This is a genomic window from Glycomyces niveus, assembly GCF_017592475.1.
Classification (GTDB): domain Bacteria; phylum Actinomycetota; class Actinomycetes; order Mycobacteriales; family Micromonosporaceae; genus Glycomyces; species Glycomyces niveus.
The window spans coordinates 341,984-365,655 of sequence record NZ_JAGFNP010000003.1 but is presented as its reverse complement, the minus strand read 5'-3'; the positions used below and the strand labels follow the sequence as shown (position 1 = coordinate 365,655).

Below are 23,672 nucleotides of genomic sequence, written 5' to 3'. Positions count from 1 at the left end.
TTCTGCCACACGTTCCTCCCCGACCACCTGAAAGCCGGAGACCATGTCGAGAACCCTGCGGGTCAGTGTGCGCAACGCCAAGTACCAGCAGTGGGAGACCTTGCTGCGCAACCGCACCAAGCGCCACCGGGCCGGGTCGTTCCTCGTGCAGGGGGTGCGGCCGATCTCGCTCGCGGTCGAGCACGGCTGGACGATCGAGGCCCTGCTCTACGACGCCGACCGCTCGAAGCTCTCCGACTGGGCGCGCGGCCTCCTCGAGCGTCCGCACATCGAGCAGGCGGCCGTGTCCGGCGTGCTCCTCGCCGAACTGGGGGAGAAGGACGAGCAGGCGCCCGAACTCATCGCCCAGGTCAAGATCCCGCAGCAGAAGCTCGCCGACATCGCGACCCGGCCCGACTGGCTGGGCATCGTCATCGACCGGCCCACGAGTCCCGGCAACGTCGGCTCGCTGATCCGCTCGGCGGACGCGTTCGGAGCCGACGCCGTGGTCATCACCGGCCGCAACGCCGCGGACCCGTACGACCCCAAGGCGGTCCGCGCTTCCACCGGGAGCCTGTTCGCGATGCCGGTGGTGAGCGCCGCTTCCGCGCACGAGGTGGTCGAGTGGGCGCGCAAGCAGGACCACGCGCCGATCGTCATCGGCACCGACGAGGCCGGCGAGCGGGCACTGTTCGAACACGACCTCCGCGGCCCGACCCTGCTCGTGATCGGCAACGAGACCGCGGGCATGGCGAAGTCCTGGTTCGAACTCGCCGACGCCACGGCGCGCATCCCCATGTCGCCCAAGGCCGCCTCGTCGCTGAACGCGGCGAACGCGGGTTCGGTGGCGCTCTACGAGGCCGCCCGCCAGCGCAGCGCGGGCTAGCTCAAGCGGAGGTCTTGCTCGCGGCGGCCGCGTCCTCGGCGAGCTTGCGTTCGTGCTGCTCGACCGCCTTCGCCCACAGTGCCTCGACCTCGGCGTGGGCGAGCGTGAGGTTGAAGCGGCCGCGCAGGTGCGCGGCGAACTCGGACGGGTCCTCGATCACCTTGACGGACTTGCCGTCGGGGAGCTTCGGGTCGTAGACAGTGAGGGTCCGGGCGCGCAGGACCCAGATGTCGTGCTCGCCGGGGTTCTGCACGGTCAAGGTCTTCACGAACGGCGAGTCGGGGGAGGTCGAGAGCTCGGTGCACTTCGCCTCGAACTCGGCCACTTCGCGGGCGGCGAGGGTGAAGTCGAAGGTCAGATTGGTGACCCGGGGGTCGATCGAGCAGCGCCACTCGTCGCCGCCGAGGTTCCAGACGCCGAAGTTGAAGGGGCCGACCCGGTAGCTGCCGCTGCGGATCGGGAGCGGGTCGCGGAAGCCGGTGCCGATGCCCGCATCGGCCAGGTACTCCTCGCCGTTCGGGAAGCGCACCACGAGCGGCATGTGGTTCCACCAGTTGCCCTCGCCCTCGGTCTCGCGGGCGACGCCGCCGAGGACGCGGCGCACGTCGAAGCCCATGGCCTCCAGGGCGTGGGCGAGCGTGCCGTTGTGCTCGTAGCAGTAGCCGCCGCGGCCGCCGTCGACGAGCTTGGCGAACAGCGAGTCGGTGTCGAGCCGGATGGGCCGGCCGAGCTGGATGTCGAGGTTCTCGTACGGGATGGCGCCGACGTGCGCGCGGTGGATGCGCCGCAGCGCGTGGAGCGTGGGGCGCCGCGGGGCGGTGATCCCGACGCGCTTGAGATAAGCCGCGAGCTGCGAGGAGTCGAACACCCCTCGACGATAGCGCGGGACGCCCCCGCAGGTAGGCGTCGTGATCGTACCGATACGGGAATGATGTTGCGGGGCTGGAGGTCTGCCGCGCCTGGGACCGCAGTTGTCGTGCGCGTGTGGGATAGTCTCCACAGCTTGCAAGCAGGCTCTGCTTCCGAACACCACTGCTCCCACACTGCCCTTGAAGGAGTCCCCACTATGGTCATGGGCCCGACCCACGCCATGTCCGGCGCCGCCCTGTGGCTCGCGGGCTCGGCGGTCGCCGACATCGCGTTCGGCATCGACCAGTCCTCCGCCGAGCTCATCGTCGGCACGATCGTCGCCTCCGGTGCCGCCCTCTATCCCGACATCGACTGCGCCGGCAAGGTCACCGAGAACAAGGGCGGGTCCACTGTGGCCCGGTCGTTCGGCGTGGTCTCCCTGTTCGTCGCCGAGATCGTGGAACGCCTCTGCTACTGGTTCTACCTCCTCACGAAATCGAAGAAGGACAAGAAGCGGAAGAACGGCCACCGCACCTTCACCCACACCGCCGTCCACGCCGCACTCGTGGGCACCGGCACCGGGTTCCTGGCCTACCAGTTCGGCAAGCCGGCGGTGATCGCGATCCTGTTCGTGCTCACCGGTCTGGCGGTGCGCGGCCTGCTCGCCGAGACCGTGGAGAAGAAGGGCTGGCTCGTCACCACCGGCGTCGCGCTCGTCGCCTCCTACGGCATGTACCGGTTCCTGCCCGAGGGCCGCGACTACTGGGTGCTGGGGCTCGCGATGGGCATCGGCTGCTTCATCCACATCCTCGGGGACATGATCACGAAGATGGGCTCGCCCCTGTTCTTCCCGATCCCGATCCAGGGCCGCCGCTGGCGCGACATCGGCCTGCCCAACAAGGTCGCCCTCCGCGCGGGCGGCAAGGAGGAGAACCGCATCCTCCTGCCCGTGCTCACCGTCCTCGTCGTGATCGGCATGCTCTACAACGTGCCCGAGGTGCAGCACCTGCTCTTCGACACGAGCACGGGCCAGGGCGCCTCCGAATAATCTCGGTCGGCCCGCCCTCGGCGACGCTTGCGAGCCGTAAATTAGCACCCTCGGCGACGCTTGCGAGCCGTAAATTAGCGCTGTCGGCGCGAGGTAGACTCGACCGGTTGCCGGAATCGGACCCCATGCGGGCCTGGATTCCGGCCAATCGTCGTGCCTCGAGCACAGCCAAGCCCGGAACCTCGCAGGAGTCCGCATGTCCGAAGGCCGATCCGTTCCGAAACTCGCGAGCCTGCTCACGGCCGCCGCCAAGGCGCCCAAGCTGGCCCGCATCGCCGAGCTCGCGTCCTCGTCCGACCGCCCGGTGGACGTCGTCGCCGTGCCCGGCGCGCGCCCCCTCGCCCTCGCCCAGGCCGCCGCCCACGCCGGCGGGCCCGTGCTCGCCGTCACCGCGACCTCCCGCGAAGCCGAAGAGCTGGCCGAATCCCTCGCCTCCTTCATCGCCGAAGAGGACATCGCCCTCTACCCCGCCTGGGAGACCCTGCCCCACGAGCGCCTCTCCCCGCGCTCCGACACCGTCGGCGCCCGCCTCGAACTCCTCCACCGCATCCACGCCGGGAACCTCCCCCGCGTCATCGTCACCCCCGTGCGCGGCGCCCTCCAGCCCCAGCTCAAAGGCCTCGGCGAACGTGAACCCGTGCAGCTGCGACGCGGCGACGAGACCGACCTCACCGACCTCGCCGCCCACCTCGTGGACCTCGCGTACGAGCGCGTCGACCTGGTCGAGAAGCGCGGCGAGTTCGCCGTGCGCGGCGGCATCCTCGACGTGTTCCCGCCCACCGCCCAGCACCCGCTGCGCCTCGAGTTCTTCGGTGACGAGGTCGACTCCATCCGCGAGTTCTCCGTCGCCGACCAGCGCTCCCTCGACGAAGCCCCCGAGCTGCGCGCCGTCGCCTGCCGCGAACTCCTCCTCACCGACGAGGTCCGCGACCGCGCCGCCGCCCTCGGCGACGCCTACCCCGGGCTCGCCGAGATGTGCGCCAAACTCGCCCAGGGCATCCCGGTCGAAGGCATGGAGTCCCTGCTGCCCGCGCTCGCCGGACCCGAAGAGCTGCAGCTGTTCCAGGAGGTCCTGCCCCGGAACGCGCTCGTCGTCGCGATCGAGCCCGAGCGCATCCGCACCCGCGCGCTCGACCTCGTCGCCACCTCGAACGAGTTCCTCGAAGCCTCCTGGGCCGCCGCCGCGGCCGGGGCCGAAGCGCCCGTCGACCTGCGCCACGGCGGAGCTCGCGACGCCGTAAATCTGTTGAGTGCCGGCACCTTCCACGACCTCGCCGAAGCCCGCACCGCCGCGCTCGCCAAGGGCCAGCGCTGGTGGACGATCTCGCCGTTCGCCGTCGCCCCCGAGGAGGACGCGATCGCCGCGGAGCTCGCGGCCATCACCGGCGAACCGCTCCACTATGGAGAGGTCTCGGCCGACGACGCGGTCACCGTGGACCTCGGCATCACCGAGACCCCGCGCTACCACGGCAACACGCCGCAGCTCGTGGCCGACATGCAGGCCTGGACCCGCGAGGGCCGCGCCGTCGCCGTGGTCTACCCGGCCCTCGGCGGGGCCGAGCGCGCCGCCGAGCAGCTCAAGGCCGAGGGGATCGGCGCGCACCTGGAGCCCGCCCCGGCGGCGTTCCGCGCGGGCGAGGTCGTCGCCTGCACCGGCACGCTCGCGCTCGGGTTCGCCGACGCCGCTTCGGGTCTCGTGGTCGTCACGGCCGCCGACATCGCCGGCGGCAAGGCCCTCGCGGCCCAGAAGCCCCGGAAGGGCAAGGCCGCCAAGCGCCGCGGCGTCGTCAACCCACTCGAACTCTCCCCCGGGGACTTCGTGGTCCACGACGCGCACGGCGTCGGCAAGTACGTGGAACTGGTGCGCCGCGCGATCGGCGGGGCCGAGCGCGAGTACCTGGTGATCGAGTACGCCGCCTCGAAGCGCGGCCAGCCCGGCGACCGGCTGTTCGTGCCCACCGACTCGCTCGACCAGCTCACCCGGTACGTCGGCGGCGAGCAGCCCACCGTGCACAAGCTCGGCGGCGCGGACTGGCAGAAGACGAAGCGCCGCGCCCGCAAGGCCGTGCGCGAGATCGCCGCCGAGCTCATCCAGCTGTACGCGGCCCGCCAAGCGGCGCAAGGGCACGCGTTCAGCCCGGACACGCCGTGGCAGCGCGAGCTCGAGGACGCGTTCCCGTACATCGAGACCCCCGACCAGATGTCGGCCATCATGGACACCAAGGCGGACATGGAGGCGCGCGTCCCGATGGACCGCCTCGTCATGGGCGACGTGGGCTACGGCAAGACCGAGGTCGCGGTGCGCGCGGCGTTCAAGGCGGTGCAGGACGGCAAGCAGGTGGCGGTCCTGGTGCCGACCACGCTGCTGGCGAGCCAGCACTACGGCACGTTCGTCGAGCGCATGGGCCAGTTCCCGGTGAAGATCAAGCAGCTCTCGCGGTTCCAGTCGGCGCGCGAGGCGGCCGAGATCCAGAAGGGCATCGCGGCCGGCGAGGTCGACATCCTCGTGGGCACGCACCGGCTCCTCCAGGCCGAGACCCGCTTCAAGGACCTCGGTCTCATCATCGTGGACGAAGAGCAGCGGTTCGGCGTGGAGCACAAGGAGAAGCTGAAGGCGCTGCGCACCGCCGTGGACGTGCTCACCATGTCCGCGACCCCGATCCCGCGCACGCTCGAGATGGCGGTGACGGGCATCCGCGAGATGTCGCAGATCCAGACCCCGCCCGAGGAGCGGCACCCCGTCCTGACGTATGTGGGCGCGTGGGAGGGCAAGCAGGTCGCCGCCGCGATCCGCCGCGAGCTGCTGCGCGACGGCCAGGCGTTCTACCTGCACAACCGGGTCGAGTCGATCGACAAGGCCGCGCAGCGCCTGCGCGAGCTCATCCCCGAGGCCCGCGTCGCGGTCGCCCACGGCAAGATGACGGAGTCGCAGCTCGAGCAGATCATGCAGGGCTTCTGGGAGGGCGAGTACGACGTGCTCGTCTCGACCACGATCATCGAGTCGGGCATCGACATCCCGAACGCGAACACCCTCATCGTCGAGCGCGCCGACCTCCTCGGCCTCTCGCAGCTGCACCAGATCCGCGGCCGGGTCGGGCGCAGCCGCGAACGCGCCTATGCGTACTTCCTGTACCCGCCGGAGCAGCCGCTCTCGGAGACCGCTCACGAGCGGCTCGCGACGATCGCGCAGCACTCCGAGCTCGGCGCGGGCATGTACGTCGCCATGAAGGACTTGGAGATCCGCGGCGCGGGCAACCTGCTCGGCGCCGAGCAGTCCGGGCACATCGCCGATGTCGGCTTCGACCTGTACCTGCGCATGGTCGGCGAGGCGGTGGCGTCGTTCAAGGGCGGCGCCGAGGAGCCGCCCGCGCCGGTCAAGGTCGAGCTGCCGCTGGACGCGAACATCCCGTTCGACTACGTGGAGGTCGAGCGGCTGCGCCTGGAGATGTACCGCAAGATCTCCGAGGTCCACAGCGAGGCCGAGCTGGACGAGGTGCGCGAGGAGATGGAGGACCGGTACGGCCCCGCGCCCGACCAGGTGCAGACGCTGTTCCATCTGGCGCGCTTCCGGCTCCTCGCCCGCAACCACGGCCTGACCGACGTCGCGTTGCAGGGCAAGAACCTCCGGTTCTCCACCATCGAGCTGCCGGACTCGAAGCAGCTGCGCCTGAGCCGCCACTACCCGGATGCGCACTACAAGCAGCCGGCCGGCCTCATCAGCGTCCCGCGCCCGACGACCTCGAAGATCGGCGGCAAGCCGCTCGAGGGCCTGGCGCTGCTCCAGTGGTGCGCCGACCTCATCAAGGACGTCATCCCCGAGGCGGCCGCCTCGCGCTGACGCGCTTCCCGGTCTTCCTGGGCGAGGGGCCGCGCCTCTTCGGCGGGGAACCGCCCGAATGCCGGTGGCGGCTCGGGCGAGGACGGCGGGGCCGGACCCCGGCCCTCGCGTGCGCCCGGTCGGACGGTCCGGAAGCGGCTCGCGAGGGCCGATTCCGAGGTACGTTCCGAACATGGGGGCGACCCTGAAACTCGGCACCGTCACCGGCGTCGCGATCGGCGCGCACTGGAGCGCGCTCGGCACCGTCGCGCTCCTGTTCGCCGTCGCCACCTCCGGCTTCTCCCACGCCTATCCCGAGCAGCCGGCCGCCGCCCGAGTCGCGGCCGGCCTGCTCGCCGCAGTGCTGTTCGCGGCCTCGCTCTTCGCGCACGAGATCGCCCACGCGGTGGTCGCCAAACGCCAAGGGCTCGAGGTCGAGGGCATCACACTCTGGCTCCTCGGCGGCGTCTCCACCATCCGCGGCGAGGCGGCCCGCCCGCGCGCGGAGTTCGCCATCGCCATCGTCGGACCCGCGGCCAGCCTCGCCTCCGCCGTCGTGTTCGCCCTCGTCGCCTGGGCGCTGGCGGCAGTGGGCGTCGGTCAGCTCTGGGTCGCGGTCGCCTCCTACTTGGCGGTCATCAATGTCCTGCTCGCGGCCTTCAACCTCGTGCCGGCGGCGCCGCTCGACGGCGGGCGCGTCCTCCAGGCGGTGCTCTGGGCGATCCGCGGCGACCGCGCGAGCGCGGCCGTCTGGGCCGCGCGCATGGGGCGCGGCTTCGGCATGGTCCTGGTGCTCCTCGGCGGCCTGGAGTTCCTGTTCGGATTCGGATTCGGGCTGTGGTGGCTGCTGCTCGGCTTGTTCATACTGGTCATGGCCGGTGCCGAAGAGCGCCAAGCCCGCACCGGGGCCGCCTTGGCGGGGGTGCGGGTGCGGGAGTTGATGACGCCGGACCCCGAGACCGCCTCCGGAGGCGTGAGCGTCGAGGCGTTCCTCGGCGAGTACGCCGCCTCGCGCCGCCACTCCGCTTTTCCGCTGGTCGACGATCTAGGACGCGTCGAAGGACTCATCACCTTCAACCGGATGATCGCCGTGCCGCACGCCCGGCGCGCTTCCACCGCGCTGCGGGAGGCCGCCTGCCCGCTCCCTGAGGTCCCGCTCGCCGATCCGGACGAGCCGGTGACGGGCCTGATCCCGCGCCTGGCGGCGAGCCCCGACCGCCGCGTCCTGGTGTTCAGCGCGGGCCGCCTCGTCGGCATCGTCACCTCGAGCGACATCAGCCGCGCGGTCGCACTGCACCTGCACCGCACGTGAACCCCCCGCGCCTCACGCCTGCTCGAAGTAGAACGACTTGATGAAGCAGTCGCGCGGCTGCCCGATCGCGAACTTGACGCAGTCGACCACGGATCTCGCGGAGAGGGCGTCCTCAGGGCCGCGCTCGGCGTCCCATTCGGGGCTCAGCGGGTCGGGGTTGTCGAAGTCGGGCGGGTAGAGCGAGATGACGCGCACGCCCTTGGGGCGCAGCCGCTTCGACAGCACCTCGGTGAACCCCGCCTGGGCGGACTTCGCCGCGTAGAACGCCTCGTGCGCCTCGGACCGGTGGTTGCCGTACTCGCCGCAGCCGGAGATCATCGTGACGATGTCGGGCCGGTCGCTGCGCAGCAGCAGCGGAAGCAGTGCCTTGGTGACCAGCACGGTCCCGGTCGCTCCGGCCGCGATGGTCGCGGCGACCTGCGCGTCGCCGGCCTCGAGGAACCCGCCCGTGTCCAGGTACGGGGCGCCGTTGTTGACGAGCACGTCGATCCGGTCGGCGACCTCGCCCAGGGTCTCGGCGAAGTCCCGCACCGACCCGGGGTCGGCGAGGTCGCATTCGAAGGCGTGAGCGCGCCCGCCGACGTGACGCACCTCCTCTGCGACCGCTTCGGCCGCTTGGAAGTCGCGGGCGCCGAGGAACAGCTCCGCGCCGTCCCGGCCCAGCGCCACCGCCAGGCTCCGCCCGAACCCGCGACCGGCGCCGGTCACGACCACCCGATACCCCTGGAACCGCATGAGCGACCTCCCATATGTGAGAGTCTCAGCTTCCCACCGGTGTCCTCGCGATGGAATCCTCGGACGGTCCTAGTCCCTGTCGGCGCATCCGACGCCGGTCGCCCTCTCGGCGATTTCGGGGGCGCTGTGGACGTATGCTGCCGGAGTGACGACTGAGGAAGGCCCCCAAGCCGATGCGCTTCGCTGGGCCGCAGGGAGGGTCGGCGACGCTGCGAGGGTGGTGTCGGCTACCGGGCTGCGGGAGGGCGGCAACCCCTGGATGCTGCGGATCGAGCACGACGGCCGGACCACCGAGGTTGTGCTGAAGACCGCCGCTCTTGACGGCGGTGAGGGGATGGCGACCGAGGTCGCCGCATTGCTTCTGGCCAACCGGGCAGGCGTGCCGGCGCCGCGCATCCTCGCGGTCGACGCCGACGGCGAAGCCGCTGGGACGCGGGCCGTCCTGGAGACCGCGCTGCGCGGCCGCAGCCGCATCCCGCTCGTCGCCACCCCGGAACGACTGCGCGGCCTCGGGGCTGCGGCGGCCGCTCTGAACGCGGTCACGACCGAGCCCTCACCTGTGCTGCCGCAGCGGACCCGTCCGATCTCGGCCAGCGATTTCGCCCGCGACCGCCGCGAGGGCAGGGAGTCCTCGACGCCGTTGCTGGACGCCGCTGACGAGCGGGTCAACGGTCTGCCGGCCCCGGACGGCGCGCCCGTCCTGGTCCACGGTGACCTCTGGCAGGGCAACACGATGTGGGACGGCGACCGCCTGACGGGCCTGCTCGACTGGGACATGGCCGGAGTGGGCCACTACGGGATCGACCTGTCCTCGCTCCGGCTGGACGCGGCGCTGACGTTCGGACCGGACGCGGCCGGACCGGTGCTGGAGGGCTGGGAGGAGCGCTTCGGCGGCGAGGCCGAAGACGTCGCCTACTGGGACGCCGTCGCCGCCCTCAACCTGCCCGGAGACATGGCGGAGTTCGTGCCGGCCGTCCACGACCAGGGTCGAACCGACTTGAGCGCGAAGGAATTGAACGCGCGCCGGGACGCCTTCCTCCGCGCCGCGCTCGACCGGCTCTGAGCCGCCTTCGAGCCGACCGGTCTCAGTCCTCGGCGGCGCCGAAGCGCTGGGCCGCGCGGGCCTTGGCCTTGGCGGCCTCGACCTCGCGGTCCTTGGGCGGCGCGGTCGTCACCAGGTTGTCCAGCAGTTCCTGGGTGGCGGCGGCGATCGCGGCGACGGCCGCGTCGAAGGCCTCCTGGTTGGCGTGCGAGGGATGGGTCGAGCCGCTGATCTTGCGCACGTACTGCAGCGCGGCGGCGTGGACCTCTTCGCTCGTGGCGGGCGGATCGAAGTTGAACAGGGTTTTCACACTGCGACACATGCCTCAATGGTGGCACGCCGGTACGACACCGCGCCGAATGCGCAAGAAGGGCGGGACCGCGAACGCGGTCCCGCCCTCTATGCGCTCACCGGGCGATTAGACCGGTTCGGGCAGGGGTTCGGTGGCGGGCTTGACCTTCTTGACCAGCTCGGCGATGCCCCACATCTCGTTGGTGCTCCAGGACTGGCCGGTCGGGTCGTACCAGGTGTGCGCAGAGGTGCGGACACCGTCGGTGGCGTCGTTGACCTGGAGTTCGAGGCCGTGCTCGGCCCCGATCACGCCCTCGCCGTCGGCCAGCGCGATCGCGATCTCGACGGTGTAGCCGGTGCTCGTGACCTTGGCGGCGCTGGTGATCGCGCCCGCGCTCGGTCCGTTGCCGCCCAGGGTGACCACGTTGTTGAAGCTGACGCGGTACTGGCCGTCGGCCTCGCCGTAGCCGCCCTCCTTGGTGTTGCCGGGGTTGAGGAACACCTCGACGGAGTCCTCCTCCCAGGGGTTGGCGCTGGTCTCGTCAAGGGTCGGGTCGGTGACCTCGAAGAGGGCGTAGATCGCGTCGTCGTCCCACATGAGCTTGACGTCGGCCTTGGCGCCCTCGGCGCTGCCCGCGACGGTGACGCCCGTGGCGACCGTGGCGGCCTTCTTCCAGGCCTTGTCCTTCACGCCGTCGATGACGGGGGCGTTCTTGGCGAACGGCACTTGGACGCGGGCGTACTCGGGTTCGGGCTCCTCGGGGATCTCGGGGAGGCGGGTCGGGTCGACGATGCCCCAGTACGCCCACTTGGCCTGGAGGTTGTCGTCGAAGGGCAGCGGGGACTCGAGCGGGCGGGTGCCGTTGAAGCCGCGCAGCCAGGAGCGGCCGTCGTGCAGGCCCCAGACGGTGACGGACTCGAGGTCCTTGGTGCGGAGCATGGCGAACAGGTCGCGGTAGTAGTGGCCCTGCTCGACGATGCGGGCCTGGAGTTCGGGGAACTCCACGCCTTCGACGGGGGCGCCGATGGCGACGTCGAGTTCGGTGACCGCTTGGAGGACGCCGAGTCCGGCGAACTTGTCGATGCTCGTCTCGATGTTGGTGAGCGGGGTGTTGAGGCTGATGTGGGTCTGGTGGCCCACGCCGTCGACCGGGACGCCGTTCGCGAGCATGCCGGAGACGAGGTTGTAGAGGTTGTCGCGCTTGGCGGGGTTGTCGGTGCCGTAGTCGTTGATGAAGAGCTTCACCTCGGTCGCGCCGACGGCGTCGAACTGCTCGCGGGCGATGCGGAAGGCGTGCGAGATGTACTCGGGGCCTTGGAAGATCTGGTACCAGCGGCTGTTGCGGTAGACCTCGGCGGCGTTGTCGCTGATGACCTCGTTGACGACGTCCCAGGCCCAGATGCGGTCGCCGAAGTGCCCGGCGAGGGCGGCGGCGTGCGCTTCGAGGCGGTCGAGCATGATCTGCTGGTCTTCAGCGGTGCTGCCCAGCGGCTCGCCGGCCTTGGGGTGCCCGGCCGGGTAGGTGAACCACCAGTCGGGGGTCTGGCTGTGCCAGAGGATGGTGTGGCCGTAGGTCTCCATGCCGTTGGCCTCGGCGTACGACAGGAGTTCGTCGGCCGCGTTGAAGGTGAAGGTGCCCTCGGTCGGCTGGATCGCCTCGACCTTCATGTGGTTCTCGGCGGTGATCTGGTTGAAGTGCTTGTTCAGCAGCTCGGCGTTGGGGCCGGAGAGGTCGCGGGGGTCGACGGCCGCGCCGAAGCGGAAGTCGGCGGCGACGACGTCCTTGAGCGACGGGATGTTCGGGTCGACACCGGGCGGGGTGAGCTCGGTGATCTGCACGTCGTCGATGAGGTACGAGGCTTCGGGGGTCGGCGACTCCACGTAGAACGTGAGGGCGTCGGCGGCCGAGCCGATCGAGTACTGGCCGGTGAGCGTGGTCCACGCGGTGCTCGCGGCGGCCTGGTAGACGACGCTGTCGTAAGAGGTGGTGCCGCCGGCTTCGCGCTGGACGGTGGCGCTGACCTGGTTTCCGGCGCTGCCGTCGGCGAGGCGTACGTCGAGCGAGATCTCGTAGGTGCCGCCGGGGGCGATGATCCCGGTGAGGTCGAGGGCGGGCCCGTTCCAGTCGGCGGTGCGGCCGGTGGTCAGGAGCGCGCCGTCTTGGACGGCGAGGGTGACCGGGCCGCGCGGGGTCCAGTCGCCGACGCTGCCGTCGTCGAAGTTCGCGCTGTAGACGACGGTGCCCTCGTCTTGGGCGGCTGCGGGCTGGCCGAAGGCGAGCGCGGCGGGAAGGACCAGCGCTCCGGCTCCGGCGGCGATGGCGCGTAGGCGGCTGCGCCGCGCGCGGGGGTGGTGTTCCATGGTTCAGCGACTTCCGTTGCGGAGGAGGGGAAACGATCGCCCGAAAGTTTCGGAGTTTCCATGAAACTTTCGGAGATGGACGCTGCAATGGTAAGTGCGATATCAAGGCTTGTCAATTCCCGGATCGGCGTTCAGCCCTTGACCTGGAGGTACCGGCTCACCAGCGCCGCCGCCTCCAGCATCGCCATCCCGCGCTCGGTCAGCCTGCGGCCCCAGCCCTCGAGCGCGAGCGCCAGCTCCTCCGTGCCGCCCGCGGTCCGCACCTGCCGCACCACCGTCGCGATGCGCTCCAGCGGGTAGTCGCCGCGCCGCAGCAGGTGCGCGAGCTCGGCGTCGCGCACGTCCTCGTCCTGGAACATCCGGTACCCGGTGCCCGGTTCCCTTTCGGGCGTGAGGATCCCGGCCTGCTCCCAGTTCCGGATCGTCGCCGCCGTGACGTCGAGCCGCCGCGCCAGCTCGCCCACGGTGAGCGGGGGACCGGTGAACCGCGCCGGCGCGGGCTCGGCCGTGAGGTGCCCGATCGCGCCACGCACCGCTTCCAGCGTCTCCCGGTCCCGCAGCAGCCGCAGGTGCCCGCGGTCGATCAGCTCCAAAGCCGCTTCCCGCTCACCTGCATTGAGCGCGTTCATGATCCGGCCCGCCGCCGCGTGGCCGTACGCCCGGATCAGCGCCAGGAACGCCCGCAGCGCCGCCGCGTGCTCCTCCGTGTAGACCCGGTACCCGCTCCCGGTCCGCCGCGCCGCCGGAATGAACCCGTCGCGCTCGTAGTTGCGCACCGCCTGGGTCGAGAGCCCGTGCTCGCGGGCGAGATCGGAAGGTCGCAAGGTGTCCACTGGTCACCGACCCTAACGGACCCTCGCGCCCCGGGCTCCGCCGAGCGGCCGGTCTTCACCCGTATCGCCCGGGCCGCAGAACCCCTATCATTGGAAGGGCAACGGCCAGTTGGCACTTCGGCGCCACCTCGAAGCGGGCCGAGGCCCCGGCACCCCTTGGAGCCCGTGATGAGCACACCCACCGACCCGGAAGCCCTCTACGACAAGCCGCACTCGGTCGACCTCGCCCAGGTCATGATGGTCTTCCAGTTCTTCATGGTCGTCAGCGTGAGCGTCGGCATCGGCCCGCGGCTCTTCAACTGGTTCAAAGGCGAGACCGAGGACGTGCCGCTCCTCTCCGACATCGAAGCGGCCATCGACGTCGGCACGAGCTACCCGCTCGGCGTCGTGGTCCCCGCCCTCGTGGTCTACACCGTCCCGTACGTGTGGGCCGTGCTCGCCCTCGGGATGGGCCGCCAGTGGGCCAGGGCCTTCGCGCTCCTCATCGTCCCGATCAACGTCATCGTGGGCATCACCGGCGTCGTGCGCACCTACGGCGAGGTCTTCGCCCTGATCGTCTTGCCACTGTGGATCGTCATCGCCCTCTGCGTGCTCGGCGGCCTCGCCGCCCGCAGCGCCCGCCAATGGTTCCGCCAAGGCGGCTGGGAACCCTGGTACGTGCGGTACGAGATCGACCAGATCCAAGGCCTCCGCCGCCCCCGACCGCGCCCCCGGCGCCGCCGCCGCACCCGGGTCGCCCACGATCCCAACCAGGCCGACGCCGACTGACCTACTCGGGACTCGCGACCCGCGCCAGCACCACCCCGCTTGAGATCAGCACGAGCGCCGCGATGCGCCCCGCGGTCACCGGGTCCCGGTTGACGACGATCCCCAGCACCACCGCGCCCACCGTGCCGATCCCCGTGAACACCGCATACGCGGTCCCGGTCGGCAAGTCCCTCACCGCGACCGACAGCAGGAACGCCGCGAGCCCCATCAGCGCCACCGACAGCACCGTCGGCCACAACCGCGTGAACCCCTCGGTCGGCTTGATGCTCATCGCCCAGGCGATCTCCACTACCCCCGCCGCGAGCAGCCACCACCAGCTCACCGCCCGCCCCCGATCGACCGCGCCGCCTCCAACGCGGCCGCCCGCGACCGCTCGTGCTCGTCCCGCCGCCCGGCCAAAGCCGGATCGACCAGCGCGTTCACCATCTCCGAGCCCACGAACACCGCGTCCTCCACCGCGAAATGCCCCGCGAAGAAATCCCTGAGATACCGCTCGTGATGGTCGAACGGCTCGCGCGGCTTGCCCGGCCCGTACGCCCCGCCGCGCGCATACGCGACCACGAACTTCTTGCCCGCCAATGACATCCGCGGGAACGTCACCTGGTCGATCCACGCCTTCAACGCCGCCGGGACCGAGAAGTTGTACATCGGCGCCGCGATCAGCACCGTCTCGGCCGCCACCAGCTCGGCCAGCAGCGGCTCCACCACGGCCCAGGCCTCCGCGTGCTCCGGGGTGCGCACCGCCTCCGCGTACCGCGCGGGATCGGTGATCTGGTGCTCCAGCACGTAATCGCACAGCTCGGTCCAGGCCTCGCCGATCGGCGGCGGCGGATCGGCCGCGAGATCCCGGTGCACGTACGCGGCGGCGGGACGGGCCGCCCGCCACGCGGCGGCGAAGGTGTCGCCGATCTCGCGACTGAACGAGTTGCGACGGGCGCTGGCGTCGAGATGCAGGAGCATGAGCCCTCCTCGAATAAGCGGACACGATGTCCATTTAAGGATCGCCCATAACCGGTCACCGTGTCCAGTTACTGTTAGAATCGCCACCATGAAGGAAGAGCGCGCCGACGCCGCCCGCAACCGGGCCAAGGTCCTCGCCGCCGCCGCCGAGGTCTTCGCCGCCAAGGACCCGCGCGCGGTCACCATGGACGACATCGCGAAAGCCGCCGGCGTCGGCCGCGGCACCCTCTACCGCCGCTACCCCGACGTCGCCTCCATCGCCGTCGCCCTCCTCGACGAACACGAGGCCGCCCTCCAGCGCGGCCTCCTCGCCGGCCCCCCGCCCCTCGGCCCCGGCGCCCCGCCCGCCGAACGCCTCGCCGCCTTCTACACCGCCATGGCCGACCTCCTCGAAGCCCACGGCGACCTCGCCCTCGCCACCGAGATCGGCGGCCGCCGCTTCGAGATCGGTGCCTACGGCTTCTGGCGCGCCCACGTCCTCTCGCTCCTCCGCGAAGCCCGGATCCCCGCGCCCGAAGCGCTCGCTGACACCCTCCTCGCTCCGCTCGCTCCCGAGGTCTTCAAACACCAACGCGCCCAGGGACTCTCACTGGCGAAAGTAAAAGGCGCCCTGTCCCGCCTCGCCACGGTCGTCGAAAACCGACCGGGCTAACGGAGACAGAGCGCCCGAAAGGGTCCGGGCCGCAGCACGGACCCCCTGTCACGCAATGGCGGGGTATGCGGAAACGCCGCCGTTCGGGTCCGCCGCGAGCGCCGCGTACTCGTTCACGACCCACGGGGCGACGCCCGGAGCCGTCTCGGCGTCGGCACCGGTGAGCGCGTCGAGCACCACCGGACCGTTCTCCGTGCTGCCGTAGATCGCGCCGTGGAACACGGCGGTGATCCCCACGCTCGCGCGCTCGGCCGAAGGTTCCTGCTCCCACACGAACTGCCCGGTCTCGGTGTTCACCGCTCCGAGCCAGCCCCAGGTGTCGTTGCAGACCAGCGTGGTCTGCCCGTCGAACCGGCAGGAGCCCGAATCCTGCTCCTCGGCCTTGAGGCTCGTGACCTTCCCGGTCGCGGCCTCCACCAAGTACAGTCCACCGTCGATGTGGTCCCAGCCGCCGAAGCCGTAGACGTACTTCGACCCGGCCGGACCCACGGTCTCGTAACCGAAGTCCGGGTCGTCCCACTTCACGGAGCCGTCCACGATCGACAGACCGCCGAAATGCCGGTTCAGCTCCCGCTCGCCGGGGTTGCCGACCACGGTGTCACCCGCGACCGCCGAGGTCGAGAAGACCGCTTCCCAAGCCACGGACTGCTTGTTCAGATCAACGGCGACCGTGTAACCGGTGTAGATGTCGAGGTCGACCACGACCACGCCATCGGTCGCGCCCTTGGCGACGGCGTTCTCGTACGTGGAGCCGTCCTCCGCGAGCGGCAGTTCGTGCACCACGCTGAACGCCTGCTCACCGGACGCCGGGTCCACCGCGATCACTTCGAGGCTCTGGCGCGCAACGGCAGTGCCCGCGGCCTCGCCGGTGGTCAGGAACGGCACCACCACGAGCTCCTTGCCGCCCACGTCAACGACGATCGGGGCCTGGATCGGGTTGTCGCCCGCGAACACGGTCAGCGCCGGGTCCATGGGCGTGCCGGACTGCGGGGCGATCGCGGGCAGCACCTCGGCGGTGCTGGTGTCCACGATCTGCAGCTCGTTCGCCACGGCGATGAACGCCTTGGTCCCCGACAGGACCACCGGGAGCGGCTTGACGGCGCTCCCGGCCATGTTGATGTTCCCCGCGCCGGCCTCCTCGGGCAGCGGTACACCCGCCCCGGTGTCGAACTGCATCGGCGGGTCGAACGCCTCGGCGCTCACTTCCTCTTCGGCCGCTTCAGAGGTCACGGCCTCCTTGGTCGGTTCATCGATGGTCGCGTCGTCTTTGCTGCACGCGCTCAGGAACAGTCCTGAGGCGGCCAGACAGCACAGCGCTGCTCTGAGCTTCATGATGGGGATGTCCGCTCTCTTGCCGGGCACTGACGAAGAAACACCCACAGTGTATGAACCGGCCACCACCAACGGGGTCCCGCGAACTCGTAGCGCCAAGCCCTAGAGCGGGCGTCACCTATAGTGCTCATCGGGCGACGGCCGTTGACCTGTACCCCTCAACGGCCCCAACCGGAACGGAGCTCGATCATGGACAACCCCCTCCTCGACGTCGAAGGCGCCAGGGAACGCCTGGAGGCATGGAAGGCCCGAGCAGAGCAGCGCGCCGCCGACACCCAGGCCGCCGCAGAAGGCCTCCAGGCGCTCCGAGTCACGGCGTCCGACGACAACGGCATGATCACTGTGACGATCAGCCACAGCGGCGATCTGCTCGACGTCCAGGCGAAGGACCGCATCACCCGCCAGCCTGCCGAATACACAGCGAGGGCGATGCTCCAGGCGTACCAGAACGCGAAGCGCCAACTGGCCGAAGCGGCGGCGGCCGTCGTGCGCGAGACGGTCGGCGACGACTCTCCGACCGGACGAGCCCTCATGGCGGGCTTCAAGACCAGCGCCCAAGAGGACCGGTAGCCGTGGCCGCCAAGGAAGTCGATCCCGAGGAGCTGCGGTCCCACGCCTCGCACCTGCGCGCGCTCAATGAGCGATTCGCCGCGATCAAGGAGGCCAGCTCGCACATCGCGATGTCAGACGATGCCTACGGCAAGCTCTGCGCGATGCTGCCGCCGCTTATGGAGCAGCGGCACCAGGACCAGGACTCGGGCATGGCCTCGATGGCCGAGAACTTCGTCCTCCTCGCACAGGCCATCGAGGAGTGCGCAGCCGCATACGAGGACGCGGACACCCAGTCGGCCGACGACTTCACCCGACTCGAATCCGAGATCTGACACTCGAACCCCTTGGAGTGACCCGCATATGAACGACCTCATCGCCACCTCGGACCAGATCAAGGAAGGCCAGGCCGGCTACCGTGACGCCGGAACCGGATTCGGCTTCTACGAGGATTACACCGGCATCCGCGACGCGATCAAGGAGGGCAGCTGGATCGACGGGTCCATCGCCGGCCTCGGCGCGGCCCTGAACGTCGGGTCCACGCTCATCGACCCGTTCAGCACGCTGCTGTCCATGGGCATCGAATGGGCGATCGAGCAGGTCGAGCCGTTGAAGGAAGCCCTCGACTGGCTCGCCGGCGACCCGGAGACCATCGAAACGGTAGCGATGACCTGGGACAACATCGCCAACGAGCTGTTCGCCATCGGCGAGGAGTTCGAAGCCGCAGTCGACTCGGAGATCCCGACGTGGCAGGACGACGCCGCCGAGGCCTACCGCGATATGGCCGACTTCAACGTCGACCTCGTGGGGGCCTTCGGCGCGACCGCGCTCGGCATGGGCGAAGCGGTGCGGGGCGCGGGGAATCTCGTGTCGATGGTGCGCGAGTTCGTCCGCGGATTCGTCGCCGACTGCATAGCGAAGGTGGTGGTCTGGCTCGCGGAGGTCGTGTTCACCGCCGGCGCGGCCGCGCCGATCGTTGCGGCTCAGCTCGCCGCAGCAGTGGTCAAGTGGGTCGGCAGGATCTTCGGCTGGCTCATGGGCCTGATCACCTCGATCCAATCCCTCCGTGCTCTCCTCGACGTCTGAAAGGCCGCTCATGCAGCGACGCACCCCTGGAGCCTTCCGAGCTGCGATCATGTTCGCGGTGCTCCTGGCGCTCACCGGTCTCCATGCGCGGAAGAACAAGAACCGGAGACCACCGAAGCCGCCGGTGGGCGGCCAGATGGATCAGAACAAGCAGGACGCCGAGAGCGACAAAGCCCGTCCGAAGGGCGCCGACGACCCGAAGGACCCCAAGGACTCGGACGATCCGAAGGACGACGACTCCACGACGCCCAAGTCCGACACGGAACGGGCCGCGGAGCTCGGGTACACCCGGCGGATCCCGGCGCAGAAGGCGGAGTTCGACAGCCACGGCCAGACGGTCTACTACAACCCGAAGACCAAGACGTACATCTCCCGCGACATCGACGGGCACAACACCTCGGACGGCTGGAAGATGTTCGACCGGAAGGGCCGCCGCATCGGCACGTACGATTCCGATCTGAACCGCCTCAAGGACTAGGGAGCCAGGCAGCCAATGTTCACCGTCACCGCTTCTACGCACGCAGCGGACGCGAACCAGTACTTCGCCGGAAGCCTTGCCTTCCCGAACGGCGATGTCGAGTACTTCCAGGCCTCCCTGGACCACTGGGACCTCCAGCAGTACACCGAAAGCTGGCGGGCGCAGCTCGCCAAGGTGTCGAGCGGCGGCGCGGTCGGGGTGCTGCTGACCAACGTGCAGGACCCTGCGTCCGCGAACTTCTTCCGAGGCTGGACGATCTACAACCCGGGCGACGGGTTCTTCTACCTCCAGGACGGGCTGTTCTTCGTCGATGAGCTCCCTGCCGGCTGGACTCTCGACGATCCGAGCACGCTCGCCGAGGAGCGGGAGACGGTCACCGAGGACGGGCACCAGATCTCGGAGTGGCGGATCGACGAGGCCGACATCGACCCGTATCGGTCGATCGTGGTCACTGACGCCATGCTGTAGACGAGCGAACGGCCCCGCCGATCTGGCTGGGCCGTTCGGGGTTGTCTGTCGGGCTACCGGTCGGCTCGCTGGAGCAGCGCGGTGAAATCGGCGGTCTTCAGGTCGAAGATCGGGGAGTCGTCGCCAAGCTTGCTGTCACGGACCTGGAAGCCGGTGCCGGCCGAGCGAGCCTCGACGCAATCGCTATTCGCGGTGCCTTGGCTTCGGCTCGACTTGCGCCACGGGGTAACTCGCAGCTCAACGCAGTTGCCGTTCTCGCCCTGGCTCCGACTCGACTTTCGCCACCCATCTTGGCTCATCGGTTGAACTCCTTCAGAGACTTGGCCTGTCGGAGCCCTCCCTCGAAAATCCGGTGGTAAGTGCCTACGGCGTCGCTGTTCTCATAGAACCGGTGCTCGTAGGGGCTCTCCAGATACACGATGCTGGGCTCCTCGATGTTCCTGAAGGATAGTACGGAGAAGGGCACATCCAACTTCAGATATGGCCCGTCTGCCAGGGGCAGGTACTTGATCGTCACGTTCGGGTGCTCGTCGAGCTCGATCATCTTCTCCAGTTGCTCCTGGTCGCAGCCTCCGTGGAGGACCCCCTCGTACAAGAGGAACCGCCTTCGGGTCGATTCGAGCCGGTTCATGAAGTCGTCCTGTCGAGCCAATCGGTCCTCGATCAACTCACGGTGCCCTTCGCGGGCGATGTCGCCGCGCTCGAATCTTCTTTGCATGTAAGCCCTTGTTTGTGCCAGACCCGGCACGTGCATGGTCTCGAACTTGTCCAGGCCGACCGACAGGCGCTCGAACTCCAGGTAGACGTCCCACCCCGAGTTCTCGACCGCGTGGCTCGGCTGAGCCCAGATCTCATCGTCAACGAACCGCCAGATGCGTTCCAGCTCGAATCGCGTCTGCCTCGGCGCCCCGTAGTACTCGGCGAGCCGGCCGATGACCACGAAGGTCACCCGCACCTTGATGCCCGCCTCAATCCGTTTGAGCGTCCGGGTCGATCCCACGATCGCGGCCGCTTCCTTGTCGGTGACCTTGATTCCCGCGAGTTCCCGTTGCGCCGCAAGCTCGCGACCGACCTGCCTGCGAAGTTCAGATGCCGTCGACATCAACTCAGTATCGCAACCACAACGGATTGTGCAACCTCAAGCAGTCGCGCGTTCCGAATGGCAGTTTGGCAGACCATACTGCCACATGCTTGTGTCCCAATGTATTTCACTGTCGGATTGCCAACAGTCCTACCTGGCCTTTCGCCTTGAGACAATCCTCCTTGCTCCCTACTCTCGACTCAACACCGCTGATGCGGATGGGAGGAGATCGAGTGATGCGAGAAGAACTGAGTGCGCGGCAGGGCGCGCAGGACCCGCTGACTCGGGGTCGATTCAGTGACGGGCAACGCCAATTCACGGTCCGCGCGTCGAGTGCCGATGTGCCCGACTCGTTCCAGGTGTACTCGGGCGGGGACCCGGCGGACATCGTGGTGATCGTCTCGGGCCTGGCGTCCTGGAACCTCAGGGCCACATGGGGAGACGGCTGGCGCTCGGCCGGCGCCGAATGGAAGTCCTGGTGCAAGGACCAGGCGTTCATGGTCTTCTACAACGGCCGGCCGCCGGCGTCCGGGAATGTGCGGGTGTGCAATGGCTGAGACCGGAGACAAGTACCTCGGCAAGTTCCAGCGCGGCCCCGCCACTTTCACGGTGTACCAGACCGCCAAGGACCCGAACGTGATCCGCGTCGACTGCCACGACAACGGCGGCGGCCCGAATCCGGCCGCGACCTTCGAGGAGGGCGTCGGCGAATCGCCGTACTGGCACGGGGCTTGGAACCGCGACCGCTGGTGCCCCTGGATCGTCGCCGAGACCCGCAAGGTCGTCAAGAAGCACCACTGAAAAAGAGGAGCGCCCCGGCCCGGCCCCAGGCCCGAGCCGTCGCGAGCGCCCCTTGCAGGGCCGACCGATCTGGTGGGGACCGGTCGGCCCGTCCTCTTCCTACTTCAAGGCCATGAGGAACTGCGTCGGAGTGACGAAGGTTCCGAGCACGGACAAGGCGAGCCCACAGACGGCGATGCGGTTCTGCGGTCCGGTGAACCATCCGGCGAACGCTTCGCGGATCCGCTTGACGTTGAACAGGTCCTGCAGCTTCTGCCAGCGGTGCTGGCGGAGACTGCACCCCATCAGGAGGCCGTAGGAGTTCTTGCGGCAGCTGTCGCCGGAGCGGGTTTCCGCACCGCACCAGAGTGGGGCCAAGGTCAGCGTCCAGACTCCCGTCAACAAGAACGCGATGAGCGCCAGCCCGGGACCGATGTCTCGGCTCGCCCAGAAGACGATCGCGAGCACTAGGAGCAGGTAGCCCCAGTTCTTCACGAGGAACGATTGCTTCTTTCTCGACATGACTGCGAAAAGTAGCGAAACCAACTCATCTCGTGAACCCTCATGTCGGAATTCGGACAGGTCTCCTGGATCGGGCGGGGTGGGGGGATTGTGGAGGAATCTTTGGTGAGGCTAAGGTCACAGGGGCAGTCGAGTGGAAGGGAATTGCAGTGCGCAAACTCAGGCTTGTCGCGGTGGCGTCGATCGGGCTGTTGGCCTTGGGGGCCTGCGGCAGTCAGCAGGGGGCCGCGATGTTCGTCGGCGACCAGCGCGTCACGGAGGCCACACTCGACGGTTATGTGGACGGCGAGATCGACGCGTACCTCGAGCAGGGGGCGACCCTCGCCGACATCAGCTACGGGGACAGCCGGACCCAGGCCGCTGCCATCGTGCTCGTGGCCGAGCTCGGCCGGGCCATCGGGCTGGAGGCCCCGGACACGCATGGCGCGGCGAACGAGCTCGAGGCCCAGCTCATCGAGGCCGGGAAGTATTACGACGAGCTCACCGAGGCGGCCGAGCCCCGAGAGCTGACCGAGACTGAAGACGACGTGCTCATGGCGACCGTGATGCCCGACCAGAACCTGCTGCAGCGCGTGGTCGAGGAATGGGCGACCTCCGAAGGGCTCACCCAGGAGGAGTTCACGGAGTTCACCATGGCCGCGCAGTCCGACCCGACGGTGATCGAGGAGGTCGTGCGCGCCTGGGGCGAGCAGCAGGCCGGGCTCGCCGACGACCTGAACGGGTACATCGCCGAGTACGACGTGTCCGTGAACCCGCGCTACGGCGCGATCGACATCAGCCCGCTGATCGGCGTGTTCAAGGTCGAGGTGCCGCAGCGTTGAGCGAGATCACCTGGCTTCTGACCTCCCCGCGCATTCCCGCCGGGCTGCTCACCGTCGAGGCGTGGGACGCCCTGCAGGACGCCGAGGCGGTGGCCGCGTTCTTCGAGAGCCCGACCGTCGAGGCCGTGCGCGACGCGGGGATCGACGTCGAGCTCGTGGAGGACGCCGCCGAGTTCATCGAGACCGGCGGGGTGTGGATCGTCGGCGAGGAGGGCGACGAGGAGCTGCGCGAAGCGCTCGCCGAGTACGTGGCGGGCGGGGAGGTCGAGCTCGAAGTCGTCTACGGCTCTTGGGATCCGCCCGGCGCGCGCCTGCTCGACCTGGTCGAGGCCGTGGCGCGGCTGCACGCCGAGGAGGACGGCTGCCCGTGGCACAAGGAGCAGACGCACGAGACGCTCGGCCCGTACCTGCTCGAGGAGTCGTACGAGGTCCTGGACGCGATCAGCGGCGGCGACCCGGACGAGCTGCGCGAGGAACTCGGCGACCTGCTGTTCCAGCCGCTCCTGCACGCCTCGCTCGCCGAGGACTTCGACATCGACGATGTGGCGGGCGACCTGGTCGAGAAGATCATCCGCCGCCACCCGCACGTGTGGGGCGACGCCGACCCGGACGACCTCTACCAGCACTGGAACGAGGCGAAGGCCGCCGAGAAGCCGCACCGGGACCACCCGGCCGACGGCGTCTCACGGCAGCTGCCTTCATTGTCGTTGGCCGCCAAGGTCATCGAGCGGTTCCACGACCAGGGCGAGCCGTTGGAACTGCCCGAGTTCCCGGCCGACATCAAGCTCGAAGCCGACGAGGTGGGGGACTTCCTGCTCGCCGCCGTCGCTGCGGCGCGGGCCGCGGGAGTGGACCCTGAACTGGCGCTTCGCAAGGCGATCACCGAACGGGCGGGGCTCGAGCGCCTCGACCCGCTCGGGCACGTCGCGGAGGACATCGAACGCTAGATCATTTATTCGGTACTTCACAATATCGTTCCCGTGGACTTAACAATCGTGGCTTTCTTTGCTACGGTCGATCG

At 69.3% G+C, this 23,672-nt stretch carries 27 protein-coding genes; 16 read left to right on the top strand and 11 right to left on the bottom strand.

From position 1 onward, the window contains the following. Positions 1 to 43: 43 nt before the first annotated feature. A complete protein-coding gene (locus J5V16_RS07485) occupies positions 44 to 865 on the top strand; it encodes a TrmH family RNA methyltransferase (protein ID WP_208495448.1) in 822 nt (273 codons plus the stop codon). Between the two features lies 1 nt (position 866). Here J5V16_RS07485 and J5V16_RS07480 read toward each other — a convergent pair whose 3' ends face one another. Then, on the bottom strand, positions 867 to 1,733 hold the full coding sequence (locus tag J5V16_RS07480) for an arylamine N-acetyltransferase family protein (RefSeq protein WP_208495447.1): 867 nt from the start codon (positions 1,731 to 1,733) through the stop codon (positions 867 to 869). A gap of 198 nt (positions 1,734 to 1,931) precedes the next feature. On the opposite strand from J5V16_RS07480, the gene J5V16_RS07475 reads away from it, so the two are divergent. The 3 genes from J5V16_RS07475 to J5V16_RS07465 all read left to right on the top strand — a co-directional run bounded on the left by J5V16_RS07475 (position 1,932) and on the right by J5V16_RS07465 (position 7,891). Further along, the gene (locus tag J5V16_RS07475) at positions 1,932 to 2,762 is read left to right on the top strand and encodes a metal-dependent hydrolase (RefSeq protein ID WP_208495446.1); all 831 of its coding nucleotides are present in this window, start codon (positions 1,932 to 1,934) and stop codon (positions 2,760 to 2,762) included. A 196-nt stretch (positions 2,763 to 2,958) separates the two neighbouring features. After that, the gene (gene mfd, locus J5V16_RS07470) at positions 2,959 to 6,600 is read left to right on the top strand and encodes a transcription-repair coupling factor (protein ID WP_208495445.1); all 3,642 of its coding nucleotides are present in this window, start codon (positions 2,959 to 2,961) and stop codon (positions 6,598 to 6,600) included. Positions 6,601 to 6,772: 172 nt separating this feature from the next. Next, complete coding sequence (locus tag J5V16_RS07465) at positions 6,773 to 7,891, top strand: site-2 protease family protein (protein WP_208495444.1); 1,119 nt, start codon at positions 6,773 to 6,775, stop codon at positions 7,889 to 7,891. A gap of 12 nt (positions 7,892 to 7,903) precedes the next feature. Here the strand turns inward: J5V16_RS07465 and J5V16_RS07460 are convergent, their stop codons facing one another. Then, positions 7,904 to 8,626, bottom strand: coding sequence for an SDR family oxidoreductase (locus J5V16_RS07460; protein ID WP_208495443.1), 723 nt, complete (start codon positions 8,624 to 8,626; stop codon positions 7,904 to 7,906). Positions 8,627 to 8,771: 145 nt separating this feature from the next. Between J5V16_RS07460 and J5V16_RS07455 the strand changes: the two genes are divergently transcribed. After that, positions 8,772 to 9,689 (top strand): phosphotransferase family protein, encoded by a 918-nt coding sequence (locus tag J5V16_RS07455; RefSeq protein WP_208495442.1) that lies wholly within the window; start codon positions 8,772 to 8,774, stop codon positions 9,687 to 9,689. Between the two features lie 22 nt (positions 9,690 to 9,711). Here the strand turns inward: J5V16_RS07455 and J5V16_RS07450 are convergent, their stop codons facing one another. The 3 genes from J5V16_RS07450 to J5V16_RS07440 all read right to left on the bottom strand — a co-directional run bounded on the left by J5V16_RS07450 (position 9,712) and on the right by J5V16_RS07440 (position 13,145). Beyond that, entirely contained in the window at positions 9,712 to 9,990 is a 279-nt protein-coding gene (locus tag J5V16_RS07450; RefSeq protein WP_208495441.1) for a DUF2277 domain-containing protein, read from the bottom strand. A 96-nt stretch (positions 9,991 to 10,086) separates the two neighbouring features. Further along, entirely contained in the window at positions 10,087 to 12,321 is a 2,235-nt protein-coding gene (locus tag J5V16_RS07445; protein ID WP_208495440.1) for an endo-1,4-beta-xylanase, read from the bottom strand. A 131-nt stretch (positions 12,322 to 12,452) separates the two neighbouring features. Further along, positions 12,453 to 13,145, bottom strand: coding sequence for a TioE family transcriptional regulator (locus tag J5V16_RS07440; protein ID WP_208495439.1), 693 nt, complete (start codon positions 13,143 to 13,145; stop codon positions 12,453 to 12,455). Between the two features lie 177 nt (positions 13,146 to 13,322). Between J5V16_RS07440 and J5V16_RS07435 the strand changes: the two genes are divergently transcribed. Then, positions 13,323 to 13,922 (top strand): hypothetical protein, encoded by a 600-nt coding sequence (locus J5V16_RS07435; RefSeq protein ID WP_208495438.1) that lies wholly within the window; start codon positions 13,323 to 13,325, stop codon positions 13,920 to 13,922. Between the two features lies 1 nt (position 13,923). Here J5V16_RS07435 and J5V16_RS07430 read toward each other — a convergent pair whose 3' ends face one another. Both J5V16_RS07430 and J5V16_RS07425 read right to left on the bottom strand, forming a co-directional pair. Further along, positions 13,924 to 14,244, bottom strand: coding sequence for a DMT family transporter (locus tag J5V16_RS07430; protein WP_208495437.1), 321 nt, complete (start codon positions 14,242 to 14,244; stop codon positions 13,924 to 13,926). Then, the gene (locus tag J5V16_RS07425; protein ID WP_208495436.1) at positions 14,241 to 14,882 is read right to left on the bottom strand and encodes an FMN-dependent NADH-azoreductase; all 642 of its coding nucleotides are present in this window, start codon (positions 14,880 to 14,882) and stop codon (positions 14,241 to 14,243) included. The genes J5V16_RS07430 and J5V16_RS07425 overlap by 4 nt, the downstream gene beginning before the upstream one ends. An 88-nt stretch (positions 14,883 to 14,970) precedes the next feature. On the opposite strand from J5V16_RS07425, the gene J5V16_RS07420 reads away from it, so the two are divergent. Beyond that, positions 14,971 to 15,534: a TetR/AcrR family transcriptional regulator gene (locus J5V16_RS07420; protein ID WP_208495435.1), complete on the top strand. Its 564-nt coding sequence runs from the start codon at positions 14,971 to 14,973 to the stop codon at positions 15,532 to 15,534. Positions 15,535 to 15,582: 48 nt separating this feature from the next. On the opposite strand, the gene J5V16_RS07415 is transcribed toward J5V16_RS07420, so the two are convergent. Beyond that, the gene (locus tag J5V16_RS07415; protein WP_208495434.1) at positions 15,583 to 16,866 is read right to left on the bottom strand and encodes a PQQ-binding-like beta-propeller repeat protein; all 1,284 of its coding nucleotides are present in this window, start codon (positions 16,864 to 16,866) and stop codon (positions 15,583 to 15,585) included. A gap of 189 nt (positions 16,867 to 17,055) precedes the next feature. Here J5V16_RS07415 and J5V16_RS07410 point away from each other — a divergent pair, with 189 nt between their 5' ends. The 5 genes from J5V16_RS07410 to J5V16_RS07390 are packed head-to-tail and all read left to right on the top strand — an operon-like array spanning position 17,056 to position 19,447. After that, complete coding sequence (locus J5V16_RS07410) at positions 17,056 to 17,436, top strand: YbaB/EbfC family nucleoid-associated protein (RefSeq protein ID WP_208495432.1); 381 nt, start codon at positions 17,056 to 17,058, stop codon at positions 17,434 to 17,436. Between the two features lie 2 nt (positions 17,437 to 17,438). After that, on the top strand, positions 17,439 to 17,750 hold the full coding sequence (locus tag J5V16_RS07405) for a type VII secretion target (protein WP_208495430.1): 312 nt from the start codon (positions 17,439 to 17,441) through the stop codon (positions 17,748 to 17,750). A gap of 28 nt (positions 17,751 to 17,778) precedes the next feature. Then, positions 17,779 to 18,501 (top strand): WXG100 family type VII secretion target, encoded by a 723-nt coding sequence (locus J5V16_RS07400; protein ID WP_208495429.1) that lies wholly within the window; start codon positions 17,779 to 17,781, stop codon positions 18,499 to 18,501. A gap of 10 nt (positions 18,502 to 18,511) precedes the next feature. Beyond that, positions 18,512 to 18,979 carry a toxin C-terminal domain-containing protein gene (locus tag J5V16_RS07395; protein ID WP_208495428.1) on the top strand — a complete coding sequence of 156 codons (468 nt, stop codon included), beginning with the start codon at positions 18,512 to 18,514 and terminating at the stop codon, positions 18,977 to 18,979. A gap of 15 nt (positions 18,980 to 18,994) precedes the next feature. Further along, positions 18,995 to 19,447 (top strand): hypothetical protein, encoded by a 453-nt coding sequence (locus J5V16_RS07390; protein WP_208495427.1) that lies wholly within the window; start codon positions 18,995 to 18,997, stop codon positions 19,445 to 19,447. A 53-nt stretch (positions 19,448 to 19,500) separates the two neighbouring features. On the opposite strand, the gene J5V16_RS07385 is transcribed toward J5V16_RS07390, so the two are convergent. Both J5V16_RS07385 and J5V16_RS07380 read right to left on the bottom strand, forming a co-directional pair. After that, positions 19,501 to 19,746, bottom strand: coding sequence for a DUF397 domain-containing protein (locus tag J5V16_RS07385; protein WP_208495426.1), 246 nt, complete (start codon positions 19,744 to 19,746; stop codon positions 19,501 to 19,503). After that, complete coding sequence (locus tag J5V16_RS07380) at positions 19,743 to 20,549, bottom strand: Scr1 family TA system antitoxin-like transcriptional regulator (protein ID WP_208495425.1); 807 nt, start codon at positions 20,547 to 20,549, stop codon at positions 19,743 to 19,745. The genes J5V16_RS07385 and J5V16_RS07380 overlap by 4 nt, the downstream gene beginning before the upstream one ends. 320 nt (positions 20,550 to 20,869) lie before the next feature. Between J5V16_RS07380 and J5V16_RS07375 the strand changes: the two genes are divergently transcribed. Together J5V16_RS07375 and J5V16_RS07370 are read left to right on the top strand one after the other, a co-directional pair. Next, complete coding sequence (locus J5V16_RS07375) at positions 20,870 to 21,085, top strand: hypothetical protein (protein WP_208495424.1); 216 nt, start codon at positions 20,870 to 20,872, stop codon at positions 21,083 to 21,085. After that, complete coding sequence (locus J5V16_RS07370) at positions 21,078 to 21,329, top strand: hypothetical protein (protein ID WP_208495423.1); 252 nt, start codon at positions 21,078 to 21,080, stop codon at positions 21,327 to 21,329. The genes J5V16_RS07375 and J5V16_RS07370 overlap by 8 nt, the downstream gene beginning before the upstream one ends. 99 nt (positions 21,330 to 21,428) lie before the next feature. Here J5V16_RS07370 and J5V16_RS07365 read toward each other — a convergent pair whose 3' ends face one another. Continuing rightward, complete coding sequence (locus J5V16_RS07365; RefSeq protein ID WP_208495422.1) at positions 21,429 to 21,830, bottom strand: hypothetical protein; 402 nt, start codon at positions 21,828 to 21,830, stop codon at positions 21,429 to 21,431. 149 nt (positions 21,831 to 21,979) lie between these two features. On the opposite strand from J5V16_RS07365, the gene J5V16_RS24280 reads away from it, so the two are divergent. Further along, positions 21,980 to 22,651, top strand: a complete 672-nt coding sequence (locus tag J5V16_RS24280) for a hypothetical protein (protein WP_243900880.1) — start codon at positions 21,980 to 21,982, stop codon at positions 22,649 to 22,651. Further along, on the top strand, positions 22,648 to 23,598 hold the full coding sequence (locus J5V16_RS07360; protein ID WP_243900879.1) for a MazG family protein: 951 nt from the start codon (positions 22,648 to 22,650) through the stop codon (positions 23,596 to 23,598). The genes J5V16_RS24280 and J5V16_RS07360 overlap by 4 nt, the downstream gene beginning before the upstream one ends. Positions 23,599 to 23,672 lie beyond the last annotated feature (74 nt).

Bases quoted from the DNA above. Each gene is read 5' to 3' on its own strand.
- J5V16_RS07365 (WP_208495422.1), bottom strand. From the start codon at position 21,830: ATGTCGAGAAAGAAGCAATCGTTCCTCGTGAAGAACTGGGGCTACCTG.
- mfd (WP_208495445.1), top strand. From the start codon at position 2,959: ATGTCCGAAGGCCGATCCGTTCCGAAACTCGCGAGCCTGCTCACGGCC.
- J5V16_RS07435 (WP_208495438.1), top strand. From the start codon at position 13,323: ATGAGCACACCCACCGACCCGGAAGCCCTCTACGACAAGCCGCACTCG.
- J5V16_RS07395 (WP_208495428.1), top strand. From the start codon at position 18,512: ATGCAGCGACGCACCCCTGGAGCCTTCCGAGCTGCGATCATGTTCGCG.
- J5V16_RS07460 (WP_208495443.1), bottom strand. From the start codon at position 8,626: ATGCGGTTCCAGGGGTATCGGGTGGTCGTGACCGGCGCCGGTCGCGGG.
- J5V16_RS07370 (WP_208495423.1), top strand. From the start codon at position 21,078: ATGGCTGAGACCGGAGACAAGTACCTCGGCAAGTTCCAGCGCGGCCCC.
- J5V16_RS07425 (WP_208495436.1), bottom strand. From the start codon at position 14,882: ATGCTCCTGCATCTCGACGCCAGCGCCCGTCGCAACTCGTTCAGTCGC.
- J5V16_RS07380 (WP_208495425.1), bottom strand. From the start codon at position 20,549: ATGTCGACGGCATCTGAACTTCGCAGGCAGGTCGGTCGCGAGCTTGCG.
- J5V16_RS07390 (WP_208495427.1), top strand. From the start codon at position 18,995: ATGTTCACCGTCACCGCTTCTACGCACGCAGCGGACGCGAACCAGTAC.
- J5V16_RS07465 (WP_208495444.1), top strand. From the start codon at position 6,773: ATGGGGGCGACCCTGAAACTCGGCACCGTCACCGGCGTCGCGATCGGC.
- J5V16_RS07415 (WP_208495434.1), bottom strand. From the start codon at position 16,866: ATGAAGCTCAGAGCAGCGCTGTGCTGTCTGGCCGCCTCAGGACTGTTC.
- J5V16_RS07485 (WP_208495448.1), top strand. From the start codon at position 44: ATGTCGAGAACCCTGCGGGTCAGTGTGCGCAACGCCAAGTACCAGCAG.
- J5V16_RS07450 (WP_208495441.1), bottom strand. From the start codon at position 9,990: ATGTGTCGCAGTGTGAAAACCCTGTTCAACTTCGATCCGCCCGCCACG.
- J5V16_RS07410 (WP_208495432.1), top strand. From the start codon at position 17,056: ATGGACAACCCCCTCCTCGACGTCGAAGGCGCCAGGGAACGCCTGGAG.
- J5V16_RS07445 (WP_208495440.1), bottom strand. From the start codon at position 12,321: ATGGAACACCACCCCCGCGCGCGGCGCAGCCGCCTACGCGCCATCGCC.
- J5V16_RS07400 (WP_208495429.1), top strand. From the start codon at position 17,779: ATGAACGACCTCATCGCCACCTCGGACCAGATCAAGGAAGGCCAGGCC.
- J5V16_RS07385 (WP_208495426.1), bottom strand. From the start codon at position 19,746: ATGAGCCAAGATGGGTGGCGAAAGTCGAGTCGGAGCCAGGGCGAGAAC.
- J5V16_RS07475 (WP_208495446.1), top strand. From the start codon at position 1,932: ATGGTCATGGGCCCGACCCACGCCATGTCCGGCGCCGCCCTGTGGCTC.
- J5V16_RS07420 (WP_208495435.1), top strand. From the start codon at position 14,971: ATGAAGGAAGAGCGCGCCGACGCCGCCCGCAACCGGGCCAAGGTCCTC.